Annotated in this window: 23 protein-coding genes; 9 read left to right on the forward strand and 14 right to left on the reverse strand. The window is 61.9% G+C overall.

Features of this window, described 5'->3' with window-relative positions; all coding sequences use genetic code 11:
- Positions 1-37: 37 nt before the first annotated feature.
- Positions 38-859 carry an exodeoxyribonuclease III gene (xth, locus tag GKIL_RS05355; RefSeq protein ID WP_041244387.1) on the forward strand — a complete coding sequence of 274 codons (822 nt, stop codon included), beginning with the start codon at positions 38-40 and terminating at the stop codon, positions 857-859.
- Here the strand turns inward: xth and GKIL_RS05360 are convergent.
- From GKIL_RS05360 to GKIL_RS05395, 8 genes are all read right to left on the reverse strand, one after another.
- Positions 809-1,702, reverse strand: coding sequence for a metallophosphoesterase (locus GKIL_RS05360; protein WP_023172415.1), 894 nt, complete (start codon positions 1,700-1,702; stop codon positions 809-811). The genes xth and GKIL_RS05360 overlap by 51 nt on opposite strands.
- A 78-nt stretch (positions 1,703-1,780) precedes the next feature.
- On the reverse strand, positions 1,781-4,630 hold the full coding sequence (gene secA, locus GKIL_RS05365) for a preprotein translocase subunit SecA (RefSeq protein ID WP_023172416.1): 2,850 nt from the start codon (positions 4,628-4,630) through the stop codon (positions 1,781-1,783).
- A gap of 96 nt (positions 4,631-4,726) precedes the next feature.
- Positions 4,727-6,211 carry a sensor histidine kinase gene (locus GKIL_RS05370; protein ID WP_023172417.1) on the reverse strand — a complete coding sequence of 495 codons (1,485 nt, stop codon included), beginning with the start codon at positions 6,209-6,211 and terminating at the stop codon, positions 4,727-4,729.
- Entirely contained in the window at positions 6,198-7,952 is a 1,755-nt protein-coding gene (locus tag GKIL_RS05375) for an ATP-binding protein (RefSeq protein ID WP_023172418.1), read from the reverse strand. Before GKIL_RS05375 ends, GKIL_RS05370 begins: the two co-directional genes overlap by 14 nt.
- A complete protein-coding gene (locus GKIL_RS05380; RefSeq protein ID WP_023172419.1) occupies positions 7,939-8,967 on the reverse strand; it encodes an ATP-binding SpoIIE family protein phosphatase in 1,029 nt (342 codons plus the stop codon). Before GKIL_RS05380 ends, GKIL_RS05375 begins: the two co-directional genes overlap by 14 nt.
- A 58-nt stretch (positions 8,968-9,025) precedes the next feature.
- Positions 9,026-9,430, reverse strand: a complete 405-nt coding sequence (locus GKIL_RS05385) for an anti-sigma regulatory factor (RefSeq protein ID WP_023172420.1) — start codon at positions 9,428-9,430, stop codon at positions 9,026-9,028.
- Positions 9,411-9,827 (reverse strand): STAS domain-containing protein, encoded by a 417-nt coding sequence (locus tag GKIL_RS05390; RefSeq protein ID WP_023172422.1) that lies wholly within the window; start codon positions 9,825-9,827, stop codon positions 9,411-9,413. The genes GKIL_RS05385 and GKIL_RS05390 overlap by 20 nt, the downstream gene beginning before the upstream one ends.
- Positions 9,820-10,689, reverse strand: coding sequence for an STAS domain-containing protein (locus GKIL_RS05395; protein WP_023172423.1), 870 nt, complete (start codon positions 10,687-10,689; stop codon positions 9,820-9,822). The genes GKIL_RS05390 and GKIL_RS05395 overlap by 8 nt, the downstream gene beginning before the upstream one ends.
- Before the next feature lie 147 nt (positions 10,690-10,836).
- Here GKIL_RS05395 and GKIL_RS05400 point away from each other — a divergent pair, with 147 nt between their 5' ends.
- The 4 genes from GKIL_RS05400 (at position 10,837) to GKIL_RS05415 (ending at position 15,066) form a co-directional block, all read left to right on the forward strand.
- The gene (locus GKIL_RS05400; RefSeq protein WP_023172424.1) at positions 10,837-11,562 is read left to right on the forward strand and encodes an esterase/lipase family protein; all 726 of its coding nucleotides are present in this window, start codon (positions 10,837-10,839) and stop codon (positions 11,560-11,562) included.
- 121 nt (positions 11,563-11,683) lie between these two features.
- Positions 11,684-12,634, forward strand: coding sequence for a 30S ribosomal protein S1 (locus tag GKIL_RS05405; protein ID WP_023172425.1), 951 nt, complete (start codon positions 11,684-11,686; stop codon positions 12,632-12,634).
- A gap of 44 nt (positions 12,635-12,678) precedes the next feature.
- Entirely contained in the window at positions 12,679-14,388 is a 1,710-nt protein-coding gene (ribBA, locus tag GKIL_RS05410) for a bifunctional 3,4-dihydroxy-2-butanone-4-phosphate synthase/GTP cyclohydrolase II (RefSeq protein ID WP_023172426.1), read from the forward strand.
- A 54-nt stretch (positions 14,389-14,442) separates the two neighbouring features.
- A complete protein-coding gene (locus tag GKIL_RS05415) occupies positions 14,443-15,066 on the forward strand; it encodes a pentapeptide repeat-containing protein (protein ID WP_023172427.1) in 624 nt (207 codons plus the stop codon).
- Between the two features lie 8 nt (positions 15,067-15,074).
- Here the strand turns inward: GKIL_RS05415 and GKIL_RS05420 are convergent, their stop codons facing one another.
- The 4 genes from GKIL_RS05420 to GKIL_RS05435 are packed head-to-tail and all read right to left on the reverse strand — an operon-like array spanning position 15,075 to position 16,885.
- Positions 15,075-15,296, reverse strand: a complete 222-nt coding sequence (locus tag GKIL_RS05420) for a hypothetical protein (protein WP_023172428.1) — start codon at positions 15,294-15,296, stop codon at positions 15,075-15,077.
- A 56-nt stretch (positions 15,297-15,352) separates the two neighbouring features.
- Entirely contained in the window at positions 15,353-16,003 is a 651-nt protein-coding gene (locus tag GKIL_RS05425; protein WP_023172429.1) for a YqiA/YcfP family alpha/beta fold hydrolase, read from the reverse strand.
- 3 nt (positions 16,004-16,006) lie between these two features.
- Entirely contained in the window at positions 16,007-16,519 is a 513-nt protein-coding gene (locus GKIL_RS05430) for a DUF2808 domain-containing protein (protein ID WP_023172430.1), read from the reverse strand.
- Between the two features lie 27 nt (positions 16,520-16,546).
- Positions 16,547-16,885 carry a hypothetical protein gene (locus tag GKIL_RS05435; RefSeq protein ID WP_023172431.1) on the reverse strand — a complete coding sequence of 113 codons (339 nt, stop codon included), beginning with the start codon at positions 16,883-16,885 and terminating at the stop codon, positions 16,547-16,549.
- A gap of 112 nt (positions 16,886-16,997) precedes the next feature.
- Between GKIL_RS05435 and GKIL_RS05440 the strand changes: the two genes are divergently transcribed.
- The 4 genes from GKIL_RS05440 to ribD all read left to right on the forward strand — a co-directional run bounded on the left by GKIL_RS05440 (position 16,998) and on the right by ribD (position 21,518).
- Positions 16,998-18,173 carry a 5-(carboxyamino)imidazole ribonucleotide synthase gene (locus GKIL_RS05440; RefSeq protein WP_023172432.1) on the forward strand — a complete coding sequence of 392 codons (1,176 nt, stop codon included), beginning with the start codon at positions 16,998-17,000 and terminating at the stop codon, positions 18,171-18,173.
- Positions 18,174-18,184: 11 nt separating this feature from the next.
- Complete coding sequence (purE, locus tag GKIL_RS05445) at positions 18,185-18,697, forward strand: 5-(carboxyamino)imidazole ribonucleotide mutase (RefSeq protein ID WP_041243748.1); 513 nt, start codon at positions 18,185-18,187, stop codon at positions 18,695-18,697.
- 100 nt (positions 18,698-18,797) lie between these two features.
- Positions 18,798-20,372, forward strand: coding sequence for a Kelch repeat-containing protein (locus GKIL_RS22350; RefSeq protein WP_023172434.1), 1,575 nt, complete (start codon positions 18,798-18,800; stop codon positions 20,370-20,372).
- 60 nt (positions 20,373-20,432) lie between these two features.
- Positions 20,433-21,518 carry a bifunctional diaminohydroxyphosphoribosylaminopyrimidine deaminase/5-amino-6-(5-phosphoribosylamino)uracil reductase RibD gene (gene ribD / locus GKIL_RS05455; RefSeq protein ID WP_023172435.1) on the forward strand — a complete coding sequence of 362 codons (1,086 nt, stop codon included), beginning with the start codon at positions 20,433-20,435 and terminating at the stop codon, positions 21,516-21,518.
- Positions 21,519-21,521: 3 nt separating this feature from the next.
- Here the strand turns inward: ribD and GKIL_RS05460 are convergent, their stop codons facing one another.
- Positions 21,522-21,704, reverse strand: a complete 183-nt coding sequence (locus tag GKIL_RS05460) for a hypothetical protein (RefSeq protein WP_023172436.1) — start codon at positions 21,702-21,704, stop codon at positions 21,522-21,524.
- An 84-nt stretch (positions 21,705-21,788) separates the two neighbouring features.
- Positions 21,789-23,993 carry an AAA family ATPase gene (locus tag GKIL_RS05465; RefSeq protein WP_023172437.1) on the reverse strand — a complete coding sequence of 735 codons (2,205 nt, stop codon included), beginning with the start codon at positions 23,991-23,993 and terminating at the stop codon, positions 21,789-21,791.
- Between the last annotated feature and the right edge of the window lie 12 nt (positions 23,994-24,005).

Raw genomic sequence — 24,005 nt, forward strand, 5'->3', positions numbered from 1 at the left:
GACACCGGGCGGTGATAGTCTCAAGAGCGTGAACACGCTGACCGTTGCCTCCTGGAACGTCAATTCGATCACCGTGCGCCTCGCCCAGGTGATCGACTGGCTGAATGTCCACCGTCCGGACGTGCTCTGTCTGCAGGAGACAAAGATCCCGGACGAGCGCTTTCCGAAAGCGGCGATCGAAGCGGTGGGCTATCAGGTCGTCTACAGCGGCCAGAAAGCTTACAACGGCGTTGCCATCCTCAGCCGCCTGCCCATATCCCAGGTGCGTTCCAGCCTGCCGGGAGACGACGAGACTGCCCAGAAGCGGCTGATCGCAGCGACGATCGCCGGTATCGAGGTCGTCAACGTCTATGTTCCCAACGGCTCGGAGGTCGGTTCCGAAAAATTTGCCTACAAGCTCGCCTGGCTCGAACGGCTGTACCGGTGGTTCGAGCGCGACTTTGATCCCCAGGGTGCGGTGCTGCTGTGCGGCGACTTTAACATTGCCCCGGAGGCCCGCGACGTCTACGACGCCCAGGCTGTTGCGGGCAAGGTGCTCTTTCACCCGGACGAACACGCCGCCCTCGCCCGCCTGCAGCAATGGGGTCTTATCGATACATTGCGCATCCACACCGAAGAGGCGGGGCTTTTTAGCTGGTGGGACTACCGCGCCGCCGCCTTCCGGCGCAACCTCGGGATGCGCATCGATCAGATCTGGGTGAGCGCCCCTTTAGCAGCGCGCTGCACAGCAGGCTGGATCGACCGACAGATGCGCGCCGCAGACTCGCCCTCCGATCATGTGCCGGTGGTGGCTTCTTTTGAAATAGATTCAGAGGCGCGGGATCCCGGCGGGAGCGTCCTGGAACTGGAGAGCCGGTAGCGGGAGGGCAATCCGGCCAGAGCGATCGCAGTTGCCGCCTGTCACCAGTGGGTACCAGAGGGGCGTTTGCCCCTCTGGGCGCACCGGCAGCCAGTCGTAGCGCAGATAGACCTGGCCTGCCTCGCGAAGGATCTGGATCGGGCGGATCGCATTCGGGGGGCCACCGAGGGCCGGGGCACTCAGGTGCGCTCGGCGGCCAGTGCGCCAGAAGCGCGGAAAGTGCAGGTGACCGTTGACGAGCACTGCGACGTTCGGCGCTGCAGCCAGAGCCTCGCTCAATTGCAGACTGTCCGCTGGCCGAAAGCGCCAGTCCCAGCCAGGAGCTGCGACGATGGGCGGATGGTGCAGGGCAACGATTGTTACTTCTTCGCGGTGGATTCGTAGCTCCTCGCCCAGCCATGCCTGCTGTTCGGCGGAGAGTACCCCCTGCATCCGGGGAGCAGTCTCGGGGATCGAGTCGAGGGCGATGAGCCGGTAGCCATTTTTAAGGGCACAGCTGTAAAAAAGCCGCCCCGGCAATCCCAGCCGTCGAGCCAGTGCCCGTTTGCCCAATTGCCCCGGCCCCGGCTCGACTGCGACGTCGTGGTTACCGGCCACCACATAGTAGGGGCAGGGGAGATCGGCGACAATTTCGAAGAACTGATCGAGGGCGGCTTCCTCCGCTCGATCGAGCAGGTCGCCCGTAAAGAGGACGAACTCCACCCCCGGCAGGCGCTGGACAGCTTCGACAGCCCTGCGCAGCAGCGCCGCCGGGTCCGCCGACAGCCACCAGTTGGTTGGAGCCAACCCAGCCCGCAGGTGGATGTCGGATATCTGAACGAAGTTGAGCAAAGTTTCAGTCATAAAGTCAGGGAGAAATAGCCAGAAAGTCAGTCTGTCTTCTTTGCTCTAGCCGGACCGCGAACTGAAGGCTTCTGGTACTCAGGCGTAGGCCATCCCGTCGTCGATGGGCGGGTTGTACTGGGGCTGGAAGTGGTAGAGCGCAAAGACGACGTTGCGGCGCACTTCGGCGAGCATTTCCAAAAACAGCTCGTAGCCTTCGTTTTTGTACTCGATGAGCGGGTCTTTTTGCCCGTAACCGCGCAGACCAATCATCTCGCGCAGGGCGTCCATCTGCTGGAGGTGCTCGCGCCAGAGGTTATCGATCTGATTGAGGATAAAGAAGCGCTCCGCCTCGCGCATCAGCTCGGGCTGAATCGCGTTGATATAGTCTTCGCGCGTCTCGTAGGCAAGGCGGGCCTGCTCCTTGAGGTCTTCTTCCAGCTCGATCGCCGAGAGGTCGCCCAGTTGTACCGGGTCGAGCTGGTTTTCGAGCAGCGGGATGAGCTGCTGCATCGCAGCGATGAGACGGGGCAGATCCCACTCTTCGGGGGGCCGCTCCGGATCGACGCAGCTACGGACGATTTCGCTTATCGTCTCGTCGATGTACTGGCGGACGACAGGGCTCAGATCCTCGCCCTGCAGGACACGGCGGCGCTCGGCGTAGATCGCCTTGCGCTGGTTGTTCATCACCTCGTCGTACTCGAAGACCTGCTTGCGCTGGTCGTAGTAAAAGGTCTCGACCTTGCGCTGGGCATTTTCGAGGCTCTTGGTGAGCAGGCCCGACTCGATGGGCATGTCCTCCTCGACCTTGAACGCCTCCATCAGCCCCGCCACCCGCTCACCGCCGAAGATGCGCAGGAGGTTGTCGCCCAGGGAGAGAAAGAACCGGGCCGAGCCGGGGTCGCCCTGGCGTCCGGAACGACCGCGCAACTGGTTATCGACCCGCCGCGACTCGTGGCGCTCGGTGCCGATCACGTGCAGGCCGCCGAGGCGAACGACTTCCTCGTGTTCGTAGTCGGTGACCGCCTGGTACTCCTTGTAGATGAGCCGGTAGACATCGCGCAGGCGCTGAACCACCGGATCGCTGGTCGGCCCCTTCTCGGAGGCAATTGCGATGAGATCTTCGACCTGCAGCGCCGGTTGCGATTCGGCCCCCAGTTGTTCGACGGCGAAGGCAACCGCCTCTTTGAGCGCCTTCTGGGTCGGTTCGCTCAACTCGCACGGAAACAGATCCGCCCTGGGCAGTGCTTTTTTCTTGGCGGCAGCGCCAAAACCCACCCCCCGACTATCACCGCCCGATAGCAGAGTCAGCATCGGTGAGAAGAGATCTTCCTCGTCGCTCACCAGGGCCGGGAAGACGGCTTCTTTGAGCTTGAGGCGGGCCATATATTCGGCGTTGCCCCCCAGCAGGATGTCGGTACCCCGGCCTGCCATGTTGGTGGCGATCGTGACCGCTCCTTTGCGCCCGGCTTGGGCGACGATCTCAGACTCGCGCTCGACGTTTTCGGGCTTGGCGTTGAGCAGGTTGTGGGCGATGCCCTTTTGCTTGAGCAGATCCGAGAGCACTTCGGATTTTTCGACCGAAGTGGTGCCCACCAGCACCGGGCGGCCTACCTTGTTCATCTCGGCAATTTCGTTGGCGACGGCGCTCCACTTGCCGTTCTCGCTCTTGTAGACCTGATCGGCGAGGTCGGTGCGGATCACCTTGCGGTTGGTGGGCACCGCCGTCACCTCAAGGCCGTAGATCTTGCCGAATTCGGGTTCTTCGGTGACGGCGGTGCCGGTCATCCCGGCCAGCTTTGGATAAAGCAAGAAAAAGTTTTGATAGGTGATCGAGGCGAGGGTCTGGGTCTCGTTTTGAATGGTTGCCCCTTCTTTGGCCTCGACCGCCTGGTGCAGCCCCTCGGACCAGCGCCGACCGGGCATGACGCGGCCTGTAAATTCATCGACGATCACCACCTCGTCGTTGCGGACGATGTACTGCACGTCGCGGATAAACAGTTCCTTGGCCTTGACGGCGTTGAAGACGAAGTGTGCCCAGGGGTCCTTGGGGCTGAACAGATCGTCGGTGTCCAGCATCTGCTCGGCGAGGACGAAGCCCTCGTCGGTGAGGGTGACGTTGCGCTGCTTTTCGTCTACTTCGTAGTGCTTTTCGCGCTCGAGAGCCTGGGCCACATCGTTGGCCCGCAGGTACTTCTCGGCAGGTTTGCCGACGGCACCCGAGATGATGAGCGGCGTGCGCGCCTCGTCGATCAAGATCGAATCGACCTCGTCGATGATGCAGTAGTTAAAGGGCCGCTGCACCAACTCCTCCTGGCTGGTGGCCATGTTGTCGCGCAGGTAATCAAAGCCCAGCTCGGAGTTGGTGGCGTAGGTAATGTCGGCGGCGTAATTTTCGCGGCGCTCGACAGAATCCATGCCCTGCTGGATAAGACCGACGCTCAGCCCCAAAAAGCGATGCACCTGGCCCATCCACTCCGAGTCGCGCCGGGCCAGATAATCGTTGACCGTGACGATATGCACGCCTCTGCCGGTAAGGGCGTTGAGGTAGGCAGGCAGGGTGGCGACGAGGGTCTTGCCCTCGCCCGTCTTCATCTCGGCGATCTGCCCCTCGTGCAGGACGATGCCGCCCACCAGCTGCACGTCGTAGTGGCGCAGGCCGATGACGCGCTTTGCTGCCTCGCGGACGATGGCGAACGCTTCGGTGAGCACCGTCTCAAGGGCAGCGTCGATGCGGCGGCGCTGTTCGCGCAGATCGAGGCCATCGAGTTGCACGTCTTTGAGCTGTTCGGCGACGCGCTTTTGCAATTCGGCGGTTTTGGCGCGCAACTGTTCGTCGCTGAGGGCAGCGATCTCCTCTTCGATAGCGTTGATCTCCGCGACCCTGGGCTGGTACTTCTTAGTCTTGCGCTCCTGCGGATCGCCGAAGATTTTGTTCCACCACGCCATAGTGCTTACCAAATCGTTGCCGGATAGGACCGATCTTAACCCAAGGTGACCCTGGAGCCTGCAGGATGTCCGGCCAACTGTCTTGACGCTAAAAAGTCACTCTCTTGAGGGCAGTTCGATCGTAAATGTCGAACCCTGGCCCTCCCCGGCACTCTCGGCGCGGACCTGTCCACCATGCAGCTCGACGATGTGCCGGACGATCGACAGTCCCAGTCCCAGCCCGCCGTGGAGCCTGGTGCTGCCGCTGTCTGCCTGGCGAAAGCGCTCAAAAACGTGGGGCAAAAAAGCACTCGAGATGCCCTGGCCGGTATCTGCCACCTGCAGGCGGACGTGTTCGCCGACGCGCCCGACCCCGATACTCATCTTTCCCCCCACTGGCGTAAATTTTACAGCGTTGGTGAGCAGGTTCCAGACCACCTGCTGCAGGCGGGTTGCATCCCCATTCAGCAGACTGTTCTCGCCAAAACAGGTCTCGATTGTGATTTTTTTGGCTTCGGCAGCGGCGCGCACCGACTCGATGGCAGCCAGGACCACCGGCAGGAGATCCATTGGTTGCAGCTGAACGCGCAGCTTGCCTGAGATGATTCGCGAGACGTCGAGCATGTCCTCGATCAGCTGCGACTGGAGCCGACCGTTGCGCTCGATCGCCTCCAGCGCCCGCTCAACATTCGCTTCGTTGGTACGACCGCGCCTGAGCAACTGGGCAAAGCCGATGATCGGGTTGAGGGGGGTGCGCAGTTCATGGCTGAGCATGGCTAAAAATTCGTCCTTGGCGCGGTTGGCCGCCTCCGCTGCCTCGCGGGCCGCCTGCTCGCGCTCCAACAGTTGCAGCCGCTCCTCATCGGCGCGCTTGATCAAGGAAATATCGGTGAGGATGGCCACAAAGCCAGTCCCGTGATTCTGTTCGTCCTGCACCCTTGTCAGGTTCAGCCGCCACCAGCGCTCCCCCGCCCGCCATTCCACCGCTTCGCCGCCCGCAAAGGGCCAGGGGAGAATCCCCTCGCGCAGGTCCAGTTTCTCCTGCAGCAGTTGTTCGTAGAACTGCCCAATAAGAGCTTCAGAAGACATTGCCAGGATCGTTCTCATCGCCTGGTTGCAGCGGATGAGAACGCCCTGGGTGGTGAGCAAACTGATGCCGTCGGCGATGGTATCGAAGGTGGTCTGCCACTGTCTGGCCTCGTTTTTGGCCGCTTCCTCCGCCTCGTGTACCCGCAGCAGGGAACGGACCGTCGCTACCAGTTCCCGTGGCTCGACCGGGCGCACCAGATATCCGTCAGCTCCCACCTCCAGACCCTGCACCTTGCTGTCGCTGCCGGTGCGGCTCGCCGTCAGGTGCAAAATTGGCAGCGAGCGCGTCAGCGGATTGGCGCGCAGACGGCGGCAAACCTCAAAGCCATCGATGTCGGGCAGATTGATGTCTAAGATCATCAGATCGCACCCGACTGCCCGTTCGAGTGCTTCGCTGCCACTTGCTGCCTCCTCCAGCCGGAAGCCCGCCTTCTCAAGAACGCGGCCCACTGCGTAGCGGTTGGCCGCGCTGTCGTCCACGTTTAAGATCGTGATCGCATCAACCGCTCTCATGACTGAAAGTCCTCAGCATCTGCAGTAGCCACTCGCGCTCGATTGGCTTGACGCAGAACCCGTCCGCTCCGAGAGCCACCGCTTTTTGGTGATTGTCCACAACTGTCGCAACCAGTACTGGTATCGTGCGGGTCGCCTCGTCTTCTTTGATTTGTTTGAGAAAGCCCCATGTATTTTCGTCCCCGAGCAGCACGTCGAGCAGAACAACGGCAGGCCGAGCATTATCGAGGACACGCTGCGCTTCTTTTAATGTAGGGGCGGGGTGCAAACTGTAGCTCGTTCCCAGTAGGTATTTTTGATAAAGCAGGAGGGTCTCAAGATTGTCTTCGATGGCGAGCACAAACGGTCCAGCCGGATTGCAGTCGCAGTCAGCGGCTGCAAGATCTCGCTCGCTGTCGTAGCACACCGGAATTTCGAGGTAAAAGGTCGAGCCCCGTCCGGGCGAGCTGCCCACCCAGACGCGCCCTTTTAGAAGTTGGGCGAGCTGGCGCGAGAGAGGTAAGCCCAGCCCGGTCCCCTTCGTCCGTTGCTGCAGAGGGCTATCGATCTGGGTGTATTCCTCGAAGATACGTTCTTGATCTTCAAAAAGAATGCCAATACCGGTATCCGCAACCGAGAAGACAACAGTAGCACTCGCTGCCGGGCCGGGCCGGGCGGTGACCCGCACCTCGCCCTGCTCGGTAAATTTTAAGGCGTTGGAAATAAAGTTTCGGAGGATCTGAGACACTTTGCCCTCGTCGGTGTAGAGCACCGGTAGACCGGGCAACTCCTCGAAGACAAGGTTGATCGCCGAATTGGGTGCAAGCAGCGGCTTGAGCATCCCGCGCAGAGCGCCGAACAGGCTCTCTACTTGAAATTCGCTCGGATGGACGCTCACCTTGCCCGCTTCGACCTTGGCCATGTCGAGCAGGTCGTTGACCAGATCCGAAAGCCCCTGGGCGGACTGCTGGATAAAGCTTACCTGCTTGTGCTGCTCCGGGGTGAGGTCGCCGTCCACGCGATCTAAAAGCAGCGCCGAGAGGCTCAAGATCGCATTGAGCGGCGTGCGAAACTCATGGCTCATGTTGGATAAAAACGCGGTCTTCAGTTCGTTGGCCCGAGCGAGGGAGTCCGCTTTTTCGTTGAGTTCGGTGTAGAGGGCGACCACCCCCCGGTTGGTGTCCTCCAGTTCGAGGTTCAATTCGAGCAATTCTGCCTGCCGCTCGCGCAACTCCTCCAGCGTGCTGAGCAATTCTCGGTTTTGCTGCTGGATCTCGCTGAACGGGTCGCGGGGCAGGTCGCGGGCGATCTTCTCGGCGATCTTTTCGATCCCTTCCGCTACCAGCCCATTTTGCCTGGGCAGGACTTTGCCCATGAGCACCACCGTTCCAGTCTTGCTGTCGGTGGTGATTTCAAAACGATCCATCAGGCGGCGAGCGCCCACAATCCCCAGACCCAGGCCGTTGCTCGTGCTGGGACGGCCCTCCAGCACCGCGTCAAGCTCGGCGATGCCAGGCCCCCGATCGCTCACCCGCACCAGCAAGGTGGCAGGAGGCTGCTCATCGAGTAAAAATTCGGCCCTGCCGCCGCCGCCGTACTCGAAGGCGTTGCGGGCAATCTCTGAAACTGCCGTGGCGATCCGGGTCTGCTCCTGGACGCTGAAGCCGAGCGCCTGCGCCACCTGGCGCGCCCGCTGGCGCACAAGGACCACATCCTGCTGAGAACGAATGCCGGCGCTCAAAATCGTTTTATTTTTTTTCATGCTCTTGCGCCTCCGGCTGCCAGACCAGCACCGTCGCATCGTCGCGGGTGCGTCCAAAGTCACGGTACAGGATACCTGCAATTAAGGCGGGATGCCTGAGAACCAGTCCACTGTAGCGTTCAAGCTGCCAGTGTGAACTGAGACCGTCGGTGTGCAGGATAAGCAGTGAACGCGGGCTCCAGGGGTAGTCGAACTGTTGAAAGCGCTCCGCCCGGTGTCCAAGGGTACCGTTATGGGAGATGAGCCCCCGTCTCTGCCTACCGGTGATGAGCGTCGCCCCAATGTTGCCGATCCCGGCAAAGCGCAGAATTTGCTGAGCCGGGTCGATTTCGACCGCCGCCGCTGCTGCTCCCCGCGTATGGCGCAAGGCCCCATGGACGGACTGCAGGGCAAAGACGGGGCTGGACCAGATGTGGCCCTCGAACGATTCGATCGCAGCGATAGCGGCCTTCTCAGCTAAAAGACCGTGACCCAGCCCATCGACCACCAGAACGCGGGTACAGCCGTCTTTTTCGAGGATGGCCCAACCGTCGCCGCAGGCTTTTTCTCCGGCCCGCGCCCGATGCACCACCCCCAGGCGAACGGTGAACGGGGGTCTTGCAGGAGTCTGCAACCAGAAGCGCGATAGCAGGGCTGTGCCCTGGTCGGGGCGAGAATAAATTTCAAGACTGTCCGATAGACGTGCGATCGCTCCCAGGCCGGTACCGCTGCTGCCCACTGTCGAGAAGCCATCGACCATACACTGCTCGACATTGCCCATTCCAGGACCGCTGTCGAGGGCCAGGATCTCAAGGCCACTATTACCGGAGCATGGAATAGATTGCAGCACGATCGCACCGCCGCCGCCATGCTTGAGAATGTTGCTTGCGGCCTCGGTGGCGATGAGGCCCACCCTGGCGCACACCAGCGGCGCAAAGTTGAGCCGCTCCGCCAGCGCCAGCGCCTGTCTGCGCGCTTCGCCGATCTGGCTCAATTCCTCGATCGAGACAGTACTCGAGGTGCTGATCGTTTTCATCCTTGCTCCCGATGCTGCGGGCAGTTCAACCAGCCAAGCGCCGGACTGTCCGCAGCGGTTATCGCCATCTGGTGATCGTTACCTGGGTTCCCTGGCCGGGATGAGAGGTGATTGCAAATTCGTCCACCAATCGCCTCGCGCCTCCCAGGCCGAGGCCCATGCCGCTACCGGTCGTGTATCCGTCTTTAAGCGCCAGATCGACGTTCGCAATGCCCGGTCCCTCGTCCTCGAAGCGCAGCCTCAGTCCAGCGCGCGCGCCCTCCATCAGGCTTTCAAGAACACAGATGCCGCCGCCGCCGTGCTCGAAGGTGTTGCGCGCCAGTTCGCTCGCTGCTGTCACCAGCTTGGTCTGATCCACAATACTGAAGCGCAGGCGCACGCTCCAGTGGCGCACAATCTGACGCACCCGCACGATGTCGCCTGACTGACGGATGGCTATCTTCTCACTCCCCTCGACGATCATGGCGGCTCTCCGCAGGCGGGGAGGTGCCGAGGGCGGCATGCAAAAGCGCGATGCCCCGCTCGAGATTGAGGGCTGTGCGGATGCCGGGTAGCGGCAGGCCCAGCTCCACCAGGGTAATCGCGACGGCAGGCTGCATTCCGACGACGACTGTCTGAGCGTCGAGAACGCGGGACAACTGGGCAATGTTGCCCAAAATCCGGCCAATAAAAGAATCGACGATATCGAGGGCGGTGATGTCAATCAAGACGCCCTTTGCCCTGGTCGCGCTGATGCGCTGGGTCAATTCTTCCTGCAGTCTTATCGCCAGCCTGTCGTGCATATCGACCTGGATGGTGACGAGCAAAAATTCGCCCATCCTTAAGATCGGAATGCGCTCGGCCAGCCCTCCCTCATCCATGGTCGCTGGCCGGGCAGATCTTGAGGTTGCTACGCGCCAGGGCGACGGCAAAAGCGTCCGCGAGCACCGCCTTGGTAGTCACGCTGCTCAAATCCAGACCCAGGTGAATAATTGTCTGAGCAATTTGCGGTCGAATGCCGCTGATGATGCACTCGGTGCCCATCAGGCGAGCGGCGGCGACGGTTTTGAGCAGGTACTGCGCTACCTGGGTATCCACCGTCGGCACACCGGTGATGTCGATGATCACAAACTGCGCACTGGTCTCGACGATCTGTTGCAGGAGCGACTCCATCACCTCCTGGGTGCGGGAGCTGTCGAGGGTACCGACAAGCGGCAGAGCGAGGATTCCCCGCCACAGCTGCACCACCGGCGTAGATAGCTCAAGCATTTCTTGCTGCTGGCGAGTGATCACCGCCTCGCGCTCAAGTTGAAAGACCTCCGTCGTCCAGAGCGCCAGCTTGTCGATCAAGGCGGTCGATGACCAGATCGTTTCGACTAAAGCGCCGGCGTCTTCACCGTAGGCGCGGCGCAGATTCTCAAACAGCGGCTGCTTGAATGAAAGAACAAAAGTGGCGATGGCCATCGGTGTAAAGCCCTGCTCCAGGCGGCTTGCTACGATATCCCGCAGAAAATCGCGCAATGCGTCCCAGGCAGCGGTCTTGAAATCTGCGGAATAGTCGCTGTTGAGCGTCCCGCTAAGAAGCTGCACAAATTCTGTGCATTGCTCGGTCAATTCAGCCCTGCCGATCAGGCCGTTCTGCCAGACTTTAAGGGCACTTTGCTCCTCGATCCAATCATCGACGAGCTTCTGCCTGTTCTCTATCAACACGGTCAGCAGCCGGTTCTCGCCCGTTGAACCCATCTTCGATCCCCTGCGCGCAATGGACCAGAATCCATTTACTACACCGACGCTCTCCACGTTCACGGCAAAATGAGGGTAGAGACCTCTTTTTTAGTATGGCGAGAAAATCGAAAATCAGGCGCTGTCTGGAGGGGGTCTGAGCCGATAATGGGTCTGCAAGTCGAAACTTTGCTCATCCAGATGAATAAGCACCTGCCCACTGTGATCGTGCCCGGTTATCTCGCCTCGGCAGGCGAGTACGCTCAGCTGGCTCGCGATCTTGAGGCGGCGGGTTTTCCGGCTCTTGTGGTGCCCATCCAGTGGTACGGCTGGCTGCCGACTCTGGGCGACAGGCCGATGACGCCGGTCTTAAAGCTGCTCAAAGGTGCAATCGACCTGGCGCTTACCCGCTATCCTGCAGCGGACCGGGTGAATATCGTCGCCCACTCCGCCGGGGGCTGGATCAGCAGGCTGCTTTTAGGTGACAAAGAGTACGCCGGTCGCACCTGGGCGGAGCGGGAGCGGGTGGCCTCGCTCATCACCCTGGGCACGCCCCACCTGAGCATGGAGAAGTACACCGTCAAGAACATGACCTTCGTCAACTCCCAATATCCGGGAGCGTTCTACCGCGACAGTATCCGCTACGTCTGCGTCGCCGGCAGGGCGGTCTTCGGCAAAAAAGGCAGCTTCTGGGAGAACTTTACCTACCGCAGCTACGAACTCACCGTCGGGTGCGGCGAATGCTGGGGCGACGGCATCACCCCGGTCGAAGCGGCCCACCTGGAGGGGGCGACGAACCTGACGATCGAGGGCGTTCTGCACTCGCCGCGCAGCGGGCGCTACTGGTACGGCTCGCCCGAAGCGTTCAGTCAGTGGGTGGGACAACTCATCTAGCCGTACTTCCGCTTGCGCCGGCCTTCAGGTTTGTTTAAACTAGGTAGGTACTGTCGGTTTGGACAAAACCGGCTTTTTCTGTCTTTGTGCGTCCGCAAGCGTTGGAGGAACGTCTATTTTGATGGAACTTGGCATCCCAGCCCCTGCTGCTCCAGACATCGGTTTTACCCGCGACGACTTTGAAAAGCTGCTTTCGCAGTACGATTACCGCTTCAACCCCGGAGACATCGTCAAGGGAACGGTTTTTAGCCTGGAGCCGAGGGGCGCGCTGATCGACATCGGCGCAAAGACCGCCGCTTACCTGCCGCTGCAGGAGATGTCCATCAACCGCGTCGATGATCCCTCCGAAGTGCTGCACGAGGGCGACACACTCGACTTTTTCATTCTTTCCGACGAAAACGAAGAGGGCCAGCTCACCCTTTCGATCCGCCGCATCGAGTACATGAAGGCGTGGGAGCGGGTGCGCAAGCTCCAATCTGAAGATCAGACCGTGCGCGCCAAGATCTTTGCGGTCAACAGAGGCGGTGCCCTGGTCCGCATCGAGGGTCTGCGCGGCTTTATTCCAGGTTCGCACCTGAGTACGCGCGAACCCAAAGAAGAACTGATCGGCGAGGAGTTGCCCCTCAAGTTCCTCGAAGTTGACGAAGAGCGCAACCGCCTGGTGCTCTCGCACCGCCGCGCCCTGGTCGAGCGCCGCATGAACAAGCTCGAAGCCGGTCAGGTGGTGATTGGCCGCGTGCGGGGCATCAAGCCCTACGGCGCGTTCATCGATATCGGCGGTGTCTCGGGACTCCTGCACATCAGCGAGATCTCCCACGATCACATCGAGACGCCCCACTCGGTCTTCAACGTCGGCGACGAGGTCAAGGTGATGGTCATCGACCTCGATGCCGAGCGGGGCCGCATTTCGCTCTCGACCAAGCAGCTTGAGGAGACGCCGGGTCAGATGACCCAGGACAAGCAGGCGGTCTTCGACAATGCCGAGGTGATGGCTGAGAAGTATCGCCAGCAGATGGCTGCCAAGGCGGCGGGCGAAGAGATTTCGACCGCTGACGCGGAGCCGACGGACTGATCTCGAACTTCGACGCGGCCCAAAAACGTAGCGGACGTGTGGCAGTGGAGAAGAAGTTTCATACCGTTCCTGAAGTTCTCGAAGACCTGCGCACCGGCAAAGCGGTCGTCGTCGTCGATGATGAGAGCCGCGAAAACGAAGGGGATCTCATCTGCGCGGCCCAGTTTGCCACAGCCGAGATGGTCAATTTCATGGCCCGGCACGCCCGTGGTCTCATCTGCCTGGCGATGACTGCCGAGCGGCTCGACCAGTTGCAGTTGCCGCTCATGGTCAGCGAAAACACCGACCGCAACCAGACGGCCTTTACCGTCAGCATCGACGCCGGTCCCCATCTGGGGGTGAGCACCGGTATCTCCGCCGCCGACCGTTCCCGAACAATTCTGGCGGCGATCGATGCGCGCACCCGGCCCCTCGATCTCACCCGGCCCGGCCACATCTTTCCGATTCGGGCCCGCGAGGGCGGTGTGCTCAAGCGGGCCGGTCACACCGAAGCGGCGGTCGATCTCGCCCGCATGGCGGGTCTGTATCCCGCCGGGGTGATCTGTGAAATCCAGAACGCCGACGGTTCGATGTCGCGGCTGCCGGAACTTTTTGAGTATGCCCGCCACTTTGGTCTCAAGATTGTCACGATCGCCGAGATCATCGCCTACCGCCTGCAGACCGAGCGCTTCATCAGGCGCGAGACCCAGGCGATGCTGCCCACTGCCTTCGGCAACTTTGAGATCTTTGCCTACCGCGACACCCTCGACGGCAAAGAACACGTCGCCCTCGTCCGCCGTCCCCAGCAGGCCGCCTCCACCCTCTTCGACACCGGTGCGCCCTTCGCCGGTAGCGATGAGCCGGTGCTGGTGCGCGTCCACTCCGAGTGTCTCACCGGCGACACGTTCGGTTCGCTGCGCTGCGACTGCCGTCAGCAACTGCAGGCCGCCCTCAAGCTCATCGACCACCACGGCCAGGGCGTCGTCGTCTACCTCCGCCAGGAGGGCCGGGGCATCGGCCTCATCAACAAACTCAAAGCCTACGCCCTGCAGGATATGGGCCTCGATACGGTCGAGGCGAACGAGCGGCTGGGCTTTGCCGCCGACCTGCGCAGCTACGGCGTCGGTGCCCAGATCCTCAACGACCTGGGGGTGCGGCGCATGAAGCTCATCACCAACAACCCCCGCAAGATCGCCGGACTGAGCGGCTACAACCTCGAAGTGGTTGATCGCGTCCCCCTCATCATCGAAGAGAACGACTACAACTACACCTACCTCAACACCAAAGCCCAGAAGCTCGGCCACCTGCTGCCGAACGTGCGGCTGCTCACCCTTGGCCTGCTCTGGCCTGATGCACCCCTGCAGCCGCTGGCCCCGGAGCGTTCCAACCAGATCGAGGGGCTGCGCCACCTGTTCGCCCAGCACGATCTGTTGATTCAGGAGGAACGCCGCCCGGTGGCGAGTGCTGTCTTCGGCCCCGCCGCCCTCGTCGTCCACGTTGGCCTGCCGCCAGGAACGGTGTCCCTGCCCAACGAGTGGTACGCCGATCTGACCAGCCCCTGCCGCCGGGCGATCCTCGCGGCCCTCGAAGAGTTGGCCGTCACCAGTGCGCCCCGCGTCCTGCAATTTCTGGTGAGTTCCGGTGCTGATCCGCTCAACCACCTGAGTGAGAAGCTGCAGCACCGCGAAGCAGAACTTGACCACCTCTCCGAAATTCTCAAGGGCACACTTGAACCTGAAGTCGTTTATACCTTCGAGGCCACATCCCCTGCATAGAGAGCCCACCTGCGTTCTAAGACTTTTTTGAACTGAACTTGTGGGACAAATGCGATGCCGCCCGCCGAAGATACGCAGGAAGGGCCCGGACCCGACTGGAGTGGCAGGGACCTCGACGGCGCGGACCTGCGCTTCGCTCGACTGGCACGGGCGAACCTGCAGGAGGCGAGCCTGGTACGGGCCCGGCTTACCGCAGCGGATCTTCAAAGGAGCGACCTGCGCGGCGCACTGTTGCGTGAGGCGGATCTTTCTGGGGCGCTGCTCACCGGTGCCTGCCTGCAGCGGTGCGATTTGATTGGAGCTGAGCTGAGCTATGCCCACCTGCGGGGAGCAAACCTTGAGCAGGCCAGTTTGAGCGAAGCAGAACTGTACCGCGCCGATCTCGAAGGTGCCCGCCTGATCGAGGTCGGCCTCCACCAGACCAACCTCGATCAGGCCAACCTCAGAGGCTGCGATCTGCGTCAGGCCCAACTGTGGCGGACCAACCTGCATTCTGCCGATCTAACGAACGCGAACCTGGCGGGCGTAGAACTGGTTCTCTGCAACCTGCTCGCCGCAAACCTCAGCGGTGCGAACCTCGAAAATTGCCGACTCGATCAAAGTATTTTTAACCGCCAGACCGTCTTCCCAATGCGCTTCGACCCCCTGCAGGTCGGCGCTGTCCTCTTTGAGCAGTAGCCCCCACTTCAGGCGGTCTTGCTGGCCGGCAGACGATCAGATAGGGGCAGGTGCTCGATTGCCTCATCCAGATCCGAGCGAAATAGCGGGAAAAGCTCAAGTAGCCCGTCGATCGGGCAGGTTTCCCAGAGGAGCACTTCGGTCGCGTGCCACTGCGAGCGCCTGCCGCAGACCGGACAGTTCGTCTCCAGTTCAAGGCGGCGTGGATAATTGACAGGGCCGTGCAACATAAGCCCTTACCTCAGCGCGGACTATCCATCATCAAATTAAAAACGCATCTGCACCTCTACCGGGCGGTAGATATCTCGAAAGCGAGAAAGTCAGCGACCTGCTCCCAGATCTGGGGCAACACATCGCCCATCCCGTGATCGGTGTCAAAAAGCTGGAGCTGCACAAAGGGACGGCTCTCAGCAAAAGCACAGCTCAGTTCGCTCAGGGCCACCTCGTCGTGGCGACCGTGGAGAATCAAAGTCGGCACCGCTCGTGTGAGGCGCTCCTCGTCGTAGGCGAGGGCGTCATCGAGGATGTCGGCTTTGAGGTTGCACTCGCAGCGATAGGCGTGGTGCCAGAAGGCGAGCTTACCTGTGCGCTGCCACTGCTCGATCGCCTCTACGCCCAGGTGGAAGCAAAGACGTTCGCGGAAGCGAAAAGCCGGTGCCATCAGGATCAGCCGCTCGATGCGCGGGTCGTCTATCGCTGCGAGCACCGCAATAAGACCGCCCAGGCTGGAGCCAAATAGCCCAATCGGCCCCGCCAAACCCGCCAGGGTTCGATCGAGGACAGCCAGCTGGGAGCTGAAGGTGAGCGAGGTAAACGAAGGAGCGTTGAGATCCGGCAGCAGCAGCTCGTGCCCCAACTCAGCCAGTTGTTTTTGCAGAAAGCGGCCCTTGCGGGAGTGCGGACCGGAGGCAAAACCGTGCAGGTAGACAAAATGCACAACTTACTCGATCGAGATGGACCAGGTGCCGACGTAGCGGTAGATCGGGTTGGCCTCGGTGCCCAGGACGCGGGCGACGAGCTTGTAGATCCCGTCGGTGCTCGGGTTGAGCACCTGCGAGAAGACAAGCTGAATTTCTTCTTGGGCCGGGATCGGCTTAGCAAGCACGATCGTCACCGTCCGTTGATCGTTGTCCCATTCTGTTGACTCGACGGCGTAGGTTGCGCCGGAAGTGCGCGAAGCGACATCGATCGCCTTGAGATCAAAGCGGCCATCGAAGGCAGGGTCGGTGAGAATTTGAATTTGTTTGACCGCGACATTCTCAGGGCGCATCCAGAGGTAATAGCGATCGGAGGTGTAGTCGTGCTCGCGATTTTCGATCTTGTAGTTGAGGATGTACTCCGGCTCCTTGGCACAGCCAAAAAGACAGAATCCTGATTGGGCCGTCGCTGAGTGTCCGCTTCCTACCAGCAGCAAGCCGACGACGGCGATTCCTCCAAGCCAGCGCTTCAGCACCCTGCACTCCTCTACTATTACTGGCAGCTATTTTAGGTCATGTTCCGCTTCGAGCTGTTTGAAGCGCGCCTTGAGCGTCTCGTCGGCGCGAATGGAGATCGTCTCAAGATTGGCGATGCGCTCTTCAAGGGCGCGCAGGCGCGGGCCTCCCGGCAACGACTCGGTGGAGGGGGACGGAGCGGCTTTCCAGACAGCGTAAGTGGCGACGACCGCCCCGCCGACGACCGCCAGGGGCAACAGCACCGCGCCGCTGCCGGCGACGGCAATAATTGGAATGGAGATGCCCAACATGCCGGTGGCACAACCCCAGATCGCTCCGGTCGCCTTCAGGCGGGTGTCCTCTCGAGTGCCAGTTGCGTCATTCATTCGATTGCTCTGAATGCCTGTCATTTCAGTATAAAAGTCTAGCAGTGCCGATTCAGGCTGTCTGTGGCCGCCTGCGATTAAGATAAAGATCTTTGGTTTACGAATTTTGACGATGCAACCGGGAGCACTGGAGGTAGAGGCGGTCCAGCCATCGATCAGAAGGGTAGCAGGACTGCCCACCGTCGGTATCATCGGCGGTGGCCAGCTCGGTCGGATGCTCGCCCTGGCGGGCCACACGATGGGAATACGCAGCATCGTGCTCGATCCTGACCCGGCGAGCCCCGCTGCCCAGGTGGTGCCCATTGCGCTTACAGGTTCGCTCGCTGAGCTGGCCAGTCTGCGCGAGTTGGCCCGGCTCAGCGATCTGGTGACTTTCGAGAACGAATGGGTCGATCCAGCCCTGGTGCGGGCACTGGAGATCGAAGGTTACTCTGTCTGGCCTTCGAGCCAGACGCTCGGATACATCCAGGACAAATTTCACCAGCGCCGCCATCTCCAGCAGGCGGGCCTGCCGGTTCCCCGCTTTCGGGCGGTCGATCGCCTCGATCAGCTCGCCGACTGGCAACAATGGCCCCTGGTACTTAAAACCCGCCGCCAGGGCTACGACGGACACGGCGTTCGGATCGTCCCCACAGCCGCCCAACTGGCGGCAGCCTGGGAGGAACTGGCTGGCCAGCCGCTCATCGTCGAAGCCTTTGTCCCGTTTGAGCGCGAACTGGCGGTGATGGTCGCCCGTTCGGCCAGCGGCGAGGTACGCTCCTTCCCGGTGGTGGAGACCCGTCAGCAACAGCACGTCTGCCATACCGTGATCGCCCCGGCCCCGGTAAGCGCTGCGGTACACGAGCGCGCTGCGGCGATTGCCGTCGCTGCTATTGAGGCGATTGCCGGAGTGGGCATCTTTGGCGTCGAGTTGTTTGTCGAACCCGATGGCACAGTGACGATCAACGAACTCGCTCCCCGGCCCCACAACTCGGGCCACTACACGATCGATGCCTGCGACGTCAGCCAGTTTGAACAGCACCTGCGCGCTGTCCTCGGCTGGCCGCTGGCAGCAGCGACCATGCACAGCCCGGCAGCGGTGATGGTCAATATTCTTGCTCAGACGACGACAGAACAGGCGCAGCCGGATCTGGCCGCTGCCCTCGCTCTGCCGGGGGTGAAGGTGCATTGGTACGGCAAACACGCCGCCCGGCCCGGTCGCAAGCTGGGCCACCTGACGGCGGTGGCAGCGGACTGGCAGATCGCCCTCGAGCGCGCCCTGAGTGCGCGGCAGGTTTTAGGAGTCTAACGGTGCAAGCGATGAATCCGCTGGTGAGCATCATCATGGGCAGCGACTCGGACCTGCCGACGATGAAGGCTGCCGCCGAAGTGTGCGCCGAATTTAATGTGCCCTGCGAGGTGGCGATCGTCTCTGCCCACCGCACCCCCGAGCGGATGATCGAATTTGCCAGCACCGCCCATAGCCGGGGGATTCGGGTAATCGTCGCCGGCGCTGGGGGAGCCGCCCACCTGCCGGGAATGGTCGCATCGCTGACACCGCTGCCGGTGATCGGCGTGCCGGTGGCGATTACCGCCCTGGCAGGCGTCGATGCCCTCTATTCGATCGTGCAGATGCCCGCCGGTATTCCGGTGGCGACCGTGGCGATCGGCAACGCCAGAAACGCAGGTCTTTTAGCCGTGCGCATCCTGGCTACGAGCGATCGGCAGCTGCAGCAGCGCCTTGAAACGTATCGCGAAAGTTTGCGCGTCGCGGTTGAACAAAAGCAGGCCCGCCTGGAGCAGACCGGCTGGCAAGATTATCCCCTAGCCTGATATCAGCCTGCATTTTTTGTTCTCTCCCTTTATGCTGATGATCGCTGCGGGGCGAGTGTAGTAGGTTCGCTGCGCATCAATTTCTTACAGCGAATCTTCTATGAAAAAGTGGGCGATTGGGCTGGTCGTTGGCCTGGCAGGCGTGCAGTTATCCCTCACCCTCAGCCGACTGGGGGCTCAGGGCAATCCTTTCAGTCTCCAGGTGAATTTTGAGCCCGCTACCTCCGCTGTCCCGGCGAGCTATATCGCCGATACAGGGGCTGCCTACAGCACCAGTCGCGGCTACGGCTGGGTAAGCCAGGACAGCCTTTCTACCTCCACCCACACACCCATCGACATCTCACCCAACTCCCGCGACCGCAACCTCGCCTGGCTCGATCCGCGCCTGGGGACGCTGCTGCACATGCAGTACCCTCCTGACTACTCCAATAGCACCGCCGTCAAGACGCCCGCTGCCTGGGAGTACACCCTGCCCAACGGTACCTACAGCGTCAATGTCAGCGTCGGCGATCAGCCCTTCAGCCTGGGCTACGACAGTCAGCACACGATCAACGTCGAGGGTGTGAGCGCAATCAGCCAGTTTCAAGCGAGCGATGCCCAGCAGTACAAGCAGGCGCTCGTCAAGGCGACCGTCTCCGACGGCAAGCTCACGATCGACGCCGTCGATGGCTTCAACACCAAGATCAACTACCTGCAGGTGGCGAGCTGGCCCGGCTTTACGAGCGTTGGCTGGGGCTACGGCAAAGCCTCTCCGGTTCCGCGCCTGGAAGCGGACGGCGGCTTTGTCGGCGGCAAGCTGTACGTTTTTGGCGGTTACATCGACACGACCTTTTATCCAACCGCCCGCAGCGATGTCTACGACCCCACTACCGACAGCTGGAAGCAGATCGCCAACATGCCCGTACCCACCACCCACGCCGGTACGGCGATCGTTGGCAAGTACGTTTATCTGGCAGGAGGCTACTACGGCAATTCGAGCGGTGGCCAGACCTTTGCGACCACGAACGTCTGGCGCTACGACACGGCAGCAAACACCTGGACTTCGCTGCCGCCCTTGCCGGCAGCCCGTGGAGCTGGCGCACTGGCCGTGCTCGGACGGGAACTACACTTTTTTGGTGGAGCCGACATCAACCGCAGCGACAAGGCCGATCACTGGCTCTTGAGGCTGGATGGAGGCACGAGCTGGACGACGGCAGTAGCGCTGCCCAATGCGCGCAATCACCTGGGAGCGGTTGTTCTTGGGGGCAAAATCTACGCTGTCGGCGGCCAGCACGGCCAGGACAACGCAGCTGTCGCTCAGAACACGGTAAATATCTGGGATCCGGCGCTGCCCAACAGTTGGACGACGGCGGTCAGTTTGCCGACAGCTCTGTCCCATATTCTCGGCTCGACTTTCGTGCTGGACAATCGCCTGTTTGTGATCGGCGGGCAGCCCAATCCGTCCTCTGCTGCTGCTACGGTCCTTGCCTTCGATCCCCTCGGCAATAACTGGACAACGCTGACGCCGCTGCCGGATGGCCGTTATTCGGGCGTCGCTGGCAGCTTCAACGGTCAGATTTTTTACGCGACCGGCAGTTTGACTAACACGCTTTACAAGGGGCAGGTGGGCCAGGAAACAGCGGCGGCCTGGTTGGCCGCCCCCACGCACACCGCCGCGATCCAGCATCGTCACTGAGGCGAGCGGACGGCGATAAGCTGGTTCTGTAGTTGATAATCAGCGGTTTCCAGCCCAAAGATGAACGACGAACAGTGGATGGAGCGCTGCCTGGTGCTCGCGGAGCGCGCCTGGGGCCGAACCAGTCCCAATCCGCTGGTGGGCGCAGTGATCGTCAAAGAAGGGGTAGCAGTGGGAGAGGGCTTTCACCCAAAAGCCGGTGAACCCCACGCCGAGGTTTTTGCCCTGCGCGCCGCCGGGGACGAGGCCCGAGGCGCCACTCTCTACGTCAATCTCGAACCGTGCAACCATCGAGGCCGCACCCCTCCCTGCACCGAAGCAATTCTTGCCGGCGGTATCCGGCGGGTGGTCGTGGGGATGATCGACCCAAATCCGCTGGTCGCAGGCAGCGGCATCGAACGGCTGCGCAGTGCGGGGCTGGAGGTGACGGTGGGTGTACTGGCTGAGCGCTGCCAGAAGTTCAACGAAGTTTTCAGCCACTGGATCACGACGGGCCGCCCCTTTGGCGTCCTCAAGTACGCGATGACCCTCGACGGCAAGACAGCGACCCGCACCGGCCACAGTTTTTGGGTGAGTGGCGAGGCAGCCAGGGCGCGTGTGCATCGCCTGCGCGCCCTCTACGACGCCACGATCGTCGGTGGGAACACTGTCCGCCTCGACGACCCGCAGCTGACGGTCCGCCTTGCAGAAGGGCGCGACCCTCTGCGCGTCGTGCTCTCGCGCAGCCTGCAACTACCTGTGAGCGCCCGGCTGTGGCAGGAGCAGGACAAAGCTCCCACCCTCGTCTTCACCACCGCTGAGGCCGATCCGACCGTTCGCGCCCAGCTGGAGCGCCTCGGGGTAGAAGTGGAGGCGATGCCCGAGCTGACCCCCGCCGCTGTCCTTGCCGTGCTCGCCCGTCGCCGCTGCACCTCGGTGCTCTGGGAATGTGGCGGTACCCTTGCCTGGTCGGCCCTGCGCGACGGTTCGGTGCAGAAGGTGATGAGCTTTGTCGCCCCCGCTTTGATCGGAGGGGCGGCAGCCTTCACGCCCGTGGCAGGAGCGGGTTTTGAGAAAATGCACGAGGCAATCCGTTTGGAACGGCTGATCGCCGAACCGGTGGGCGCGGACTGGCTGCTGAGTGGGTATTTACCTTCTGGCGACTGAGTTTTATAGATCTGGGGGCAGTTCTGATTCAGGAGCACAGGCACTACCGTAGATGCGCTCCAGGCGCGAGACGGCAGCGCGGTGTAAAAACTGGTCGCCCCGCATGAAGAGGTACTTTATCTGGGATTCGTCCTGCTCGGGCTGATCGGGATTGCGGTCGTCGTTGCTGAAGTTCGGGTGGCTCATCTTCGTGAATGCTCATGAAGTTAGATTAAAAAAAGCACAGCCTGGGCCGAAGCGCAAGAGTGCTGCGATTTGAAGATGAACTGTTTAGGCGGGATGGGCGCTCAGATAGGCGGTCGTGCTGGTCCAGGGCTTGAGCTGGTGCAGCAACTTTTGGACGAAGAGGCGGTGAACCTGCTCAACCTGCTCAGGCGCGAGCAGGGCAGCAAGCCGGGTCGCATAGCTGCTCGGAGCGGCACTGAACCACCGCTCGATGACGCTGGCGCTGATTCGTAGTTCCGAATCGAAGGAAGCAGTGACGATCTGAGCCTGCCAGCCCGCCGCTTCGGCGATGGAGCGCAGATCGGCGGCCTGCCAGGCAAGCAGCGGGTCGCTGCGGTACAGTTCCTCCTCCGCGTCGATGAGCCGCCTGTAAAGTGCCTGCGGTAGCCAGCCGGGGTCAAACAACTGGTAGAGCCTCTGGCCCTGGGAGGGGAGGTTCTCGGCCAGGACGAGCCTACCGGCGGGGGCGATCAGCGCCTGCCAGTTCTGGAGAAGGCTCTGCCTGTCGTGTATCGATTTGAGGGCGTTGCGCCCGACGATGCGATCGAAGCGCAGGCCGGGGGTGTGGGCAGCGATTGCCTCGCTGAGACGGTCTACTTCTGCGACGAGCACGATTGGTCGGCCTGACGCACCGAGAGCCTGGGCCTGGTTGGTGAGAGCGGCAGCGTCGGCAGCACCCCCGGTGCAGGCGTAGACGCCCCCACCGGGGGTGCGGCGGATCGCCTCCCAGACGAGCAGACCGCTACCGGCTGCTACGTCCAGGATGACGTGGTGGCGCTCGGGTGCTGCCAGATCGAACAGGCGGTCGCGCAGTTGGCCCAACTGTTCGCCGGTCCGGCTGAGGGTGCGCTGCAGCCAGCGCTCGTCCGCCCGATCGAGGGGTGAGCCGGCGTACACCGGCTCGGTTGGGCTAGTAGTCTCAAGCAGGGCCGCCAGTTGGGCCTCGCGACGGCGGGCCACCGCCGATTGGATCTGGGCTTCGTAGCCTTGATCGCCGGGCTGATAAAAAAGCTGGCCCTGCAGGCTGGTGGGCAGGTACTGCTGTGCGACCCAGTGATCGCGGTAGGCGTGGGGATAGAGATACCCCTGGCCGTGGCCAAACCCTTCGCCGTCGCGGTTGCCGTCCCTGAGGGGGTTGGGAATATCGCTGGAGCGCTCGCGTTCCACCGCTGCGAGAGCGTCGAAGAAGGCCATCGTGCTGTTGGACTTGGCGGCGGTGGCAAGATAAAGCGTCGCCTGGGCCAGGGGATAGCGCCCCTCCGGCAGGCCGATGCGGTCAAACGATTCGGCGCAGGCAGCGACTACCGCCACTGCCTGGGGATCGGCAAGGCCCACGTCCTCGCTTGCCAGGATCAACAGCCGCCGGAAGATAAAGCGCGGATCTTCACCGGCGTAGATCATCCGTGCCAGCCAGTAGAGCGCCGCGTCCGGATCGGAGCCGCGCACGCTCTTGATAAAGGCGCTGATCGTATCGAAGTGGGCGTCCCCTTCTTTGTCGTAGAGGACCGCCCGGCGCTGGATCGACTCTTCGGCGACGGCAAGAGTGATTTCGATCGTCCCTTCGGCATCGGGGGGTGTCGTCTCGACGGCCAGTTCCAATGCGTTTAAGAGGGTGCGCGCATCGCCCCCGGCCACGTCCACCAGATGCTCCAGGGCGGCGGGTTCGAGCCTGACGCTCCGATGGCCGTAGCCGCGATCGAGATCGCTCAGCGCCTGGTGGGCGACGGCGCACAGATCCTCTGGCTCCAGCAGTTTGAGCTGAAACAGGCGCGAGCGGCTTACCAGTGCCTTGTTGACCTCGAAGTAGGGATTTTCGGTGGTTGCTCCCACCAGCACGATCGTGCCGTTCTCGACCCAGGGCAGCAGGGCATCCTGCTGGGCTTTGTTGAAGCGATGGACCTCGTCGATAAATAGAATCGTCCGCTGGCCGTCCTTGGTGCGGCGCTCCTGGGCCTCAGCAATCGCAGCGCGGATGTCTTTGACACCGGCGAGCACGGCGTTGATCGCGATGAAGTGGGCGCGGGTGGTGCCTGCGATGATGCGCGCCAGGGTGGTTTTGCCTGTGCCGGGCGGGCCGTAGAAGATAAGCGAGCTGAGCTGGTCAGCCTGGATCGCTCTTCTGAGTAGACGACCAGGGCCGATGATCTGCTGCTGGCCTGCAAATTCGTCGAGGGTGCGCGGACGCATCCGGTCTGCGAGCGGTGCCTCCGCCTCCTGCCTGCGCCTGCGCTGCTGCTCGAATAGATCCACGTGGGTCTGATA

Origin of the sequence: Gloeobacter kilaueensis JS1 (assembly GCF_000484535.1) — a bacterium.
Lineage (GTDB): Bacteria > Cyanobacteriota > Cyanobacteriia > Gloeobacterales > Gloeobacteraceae > Gloeobacter > Gloeobacter kilaueensis.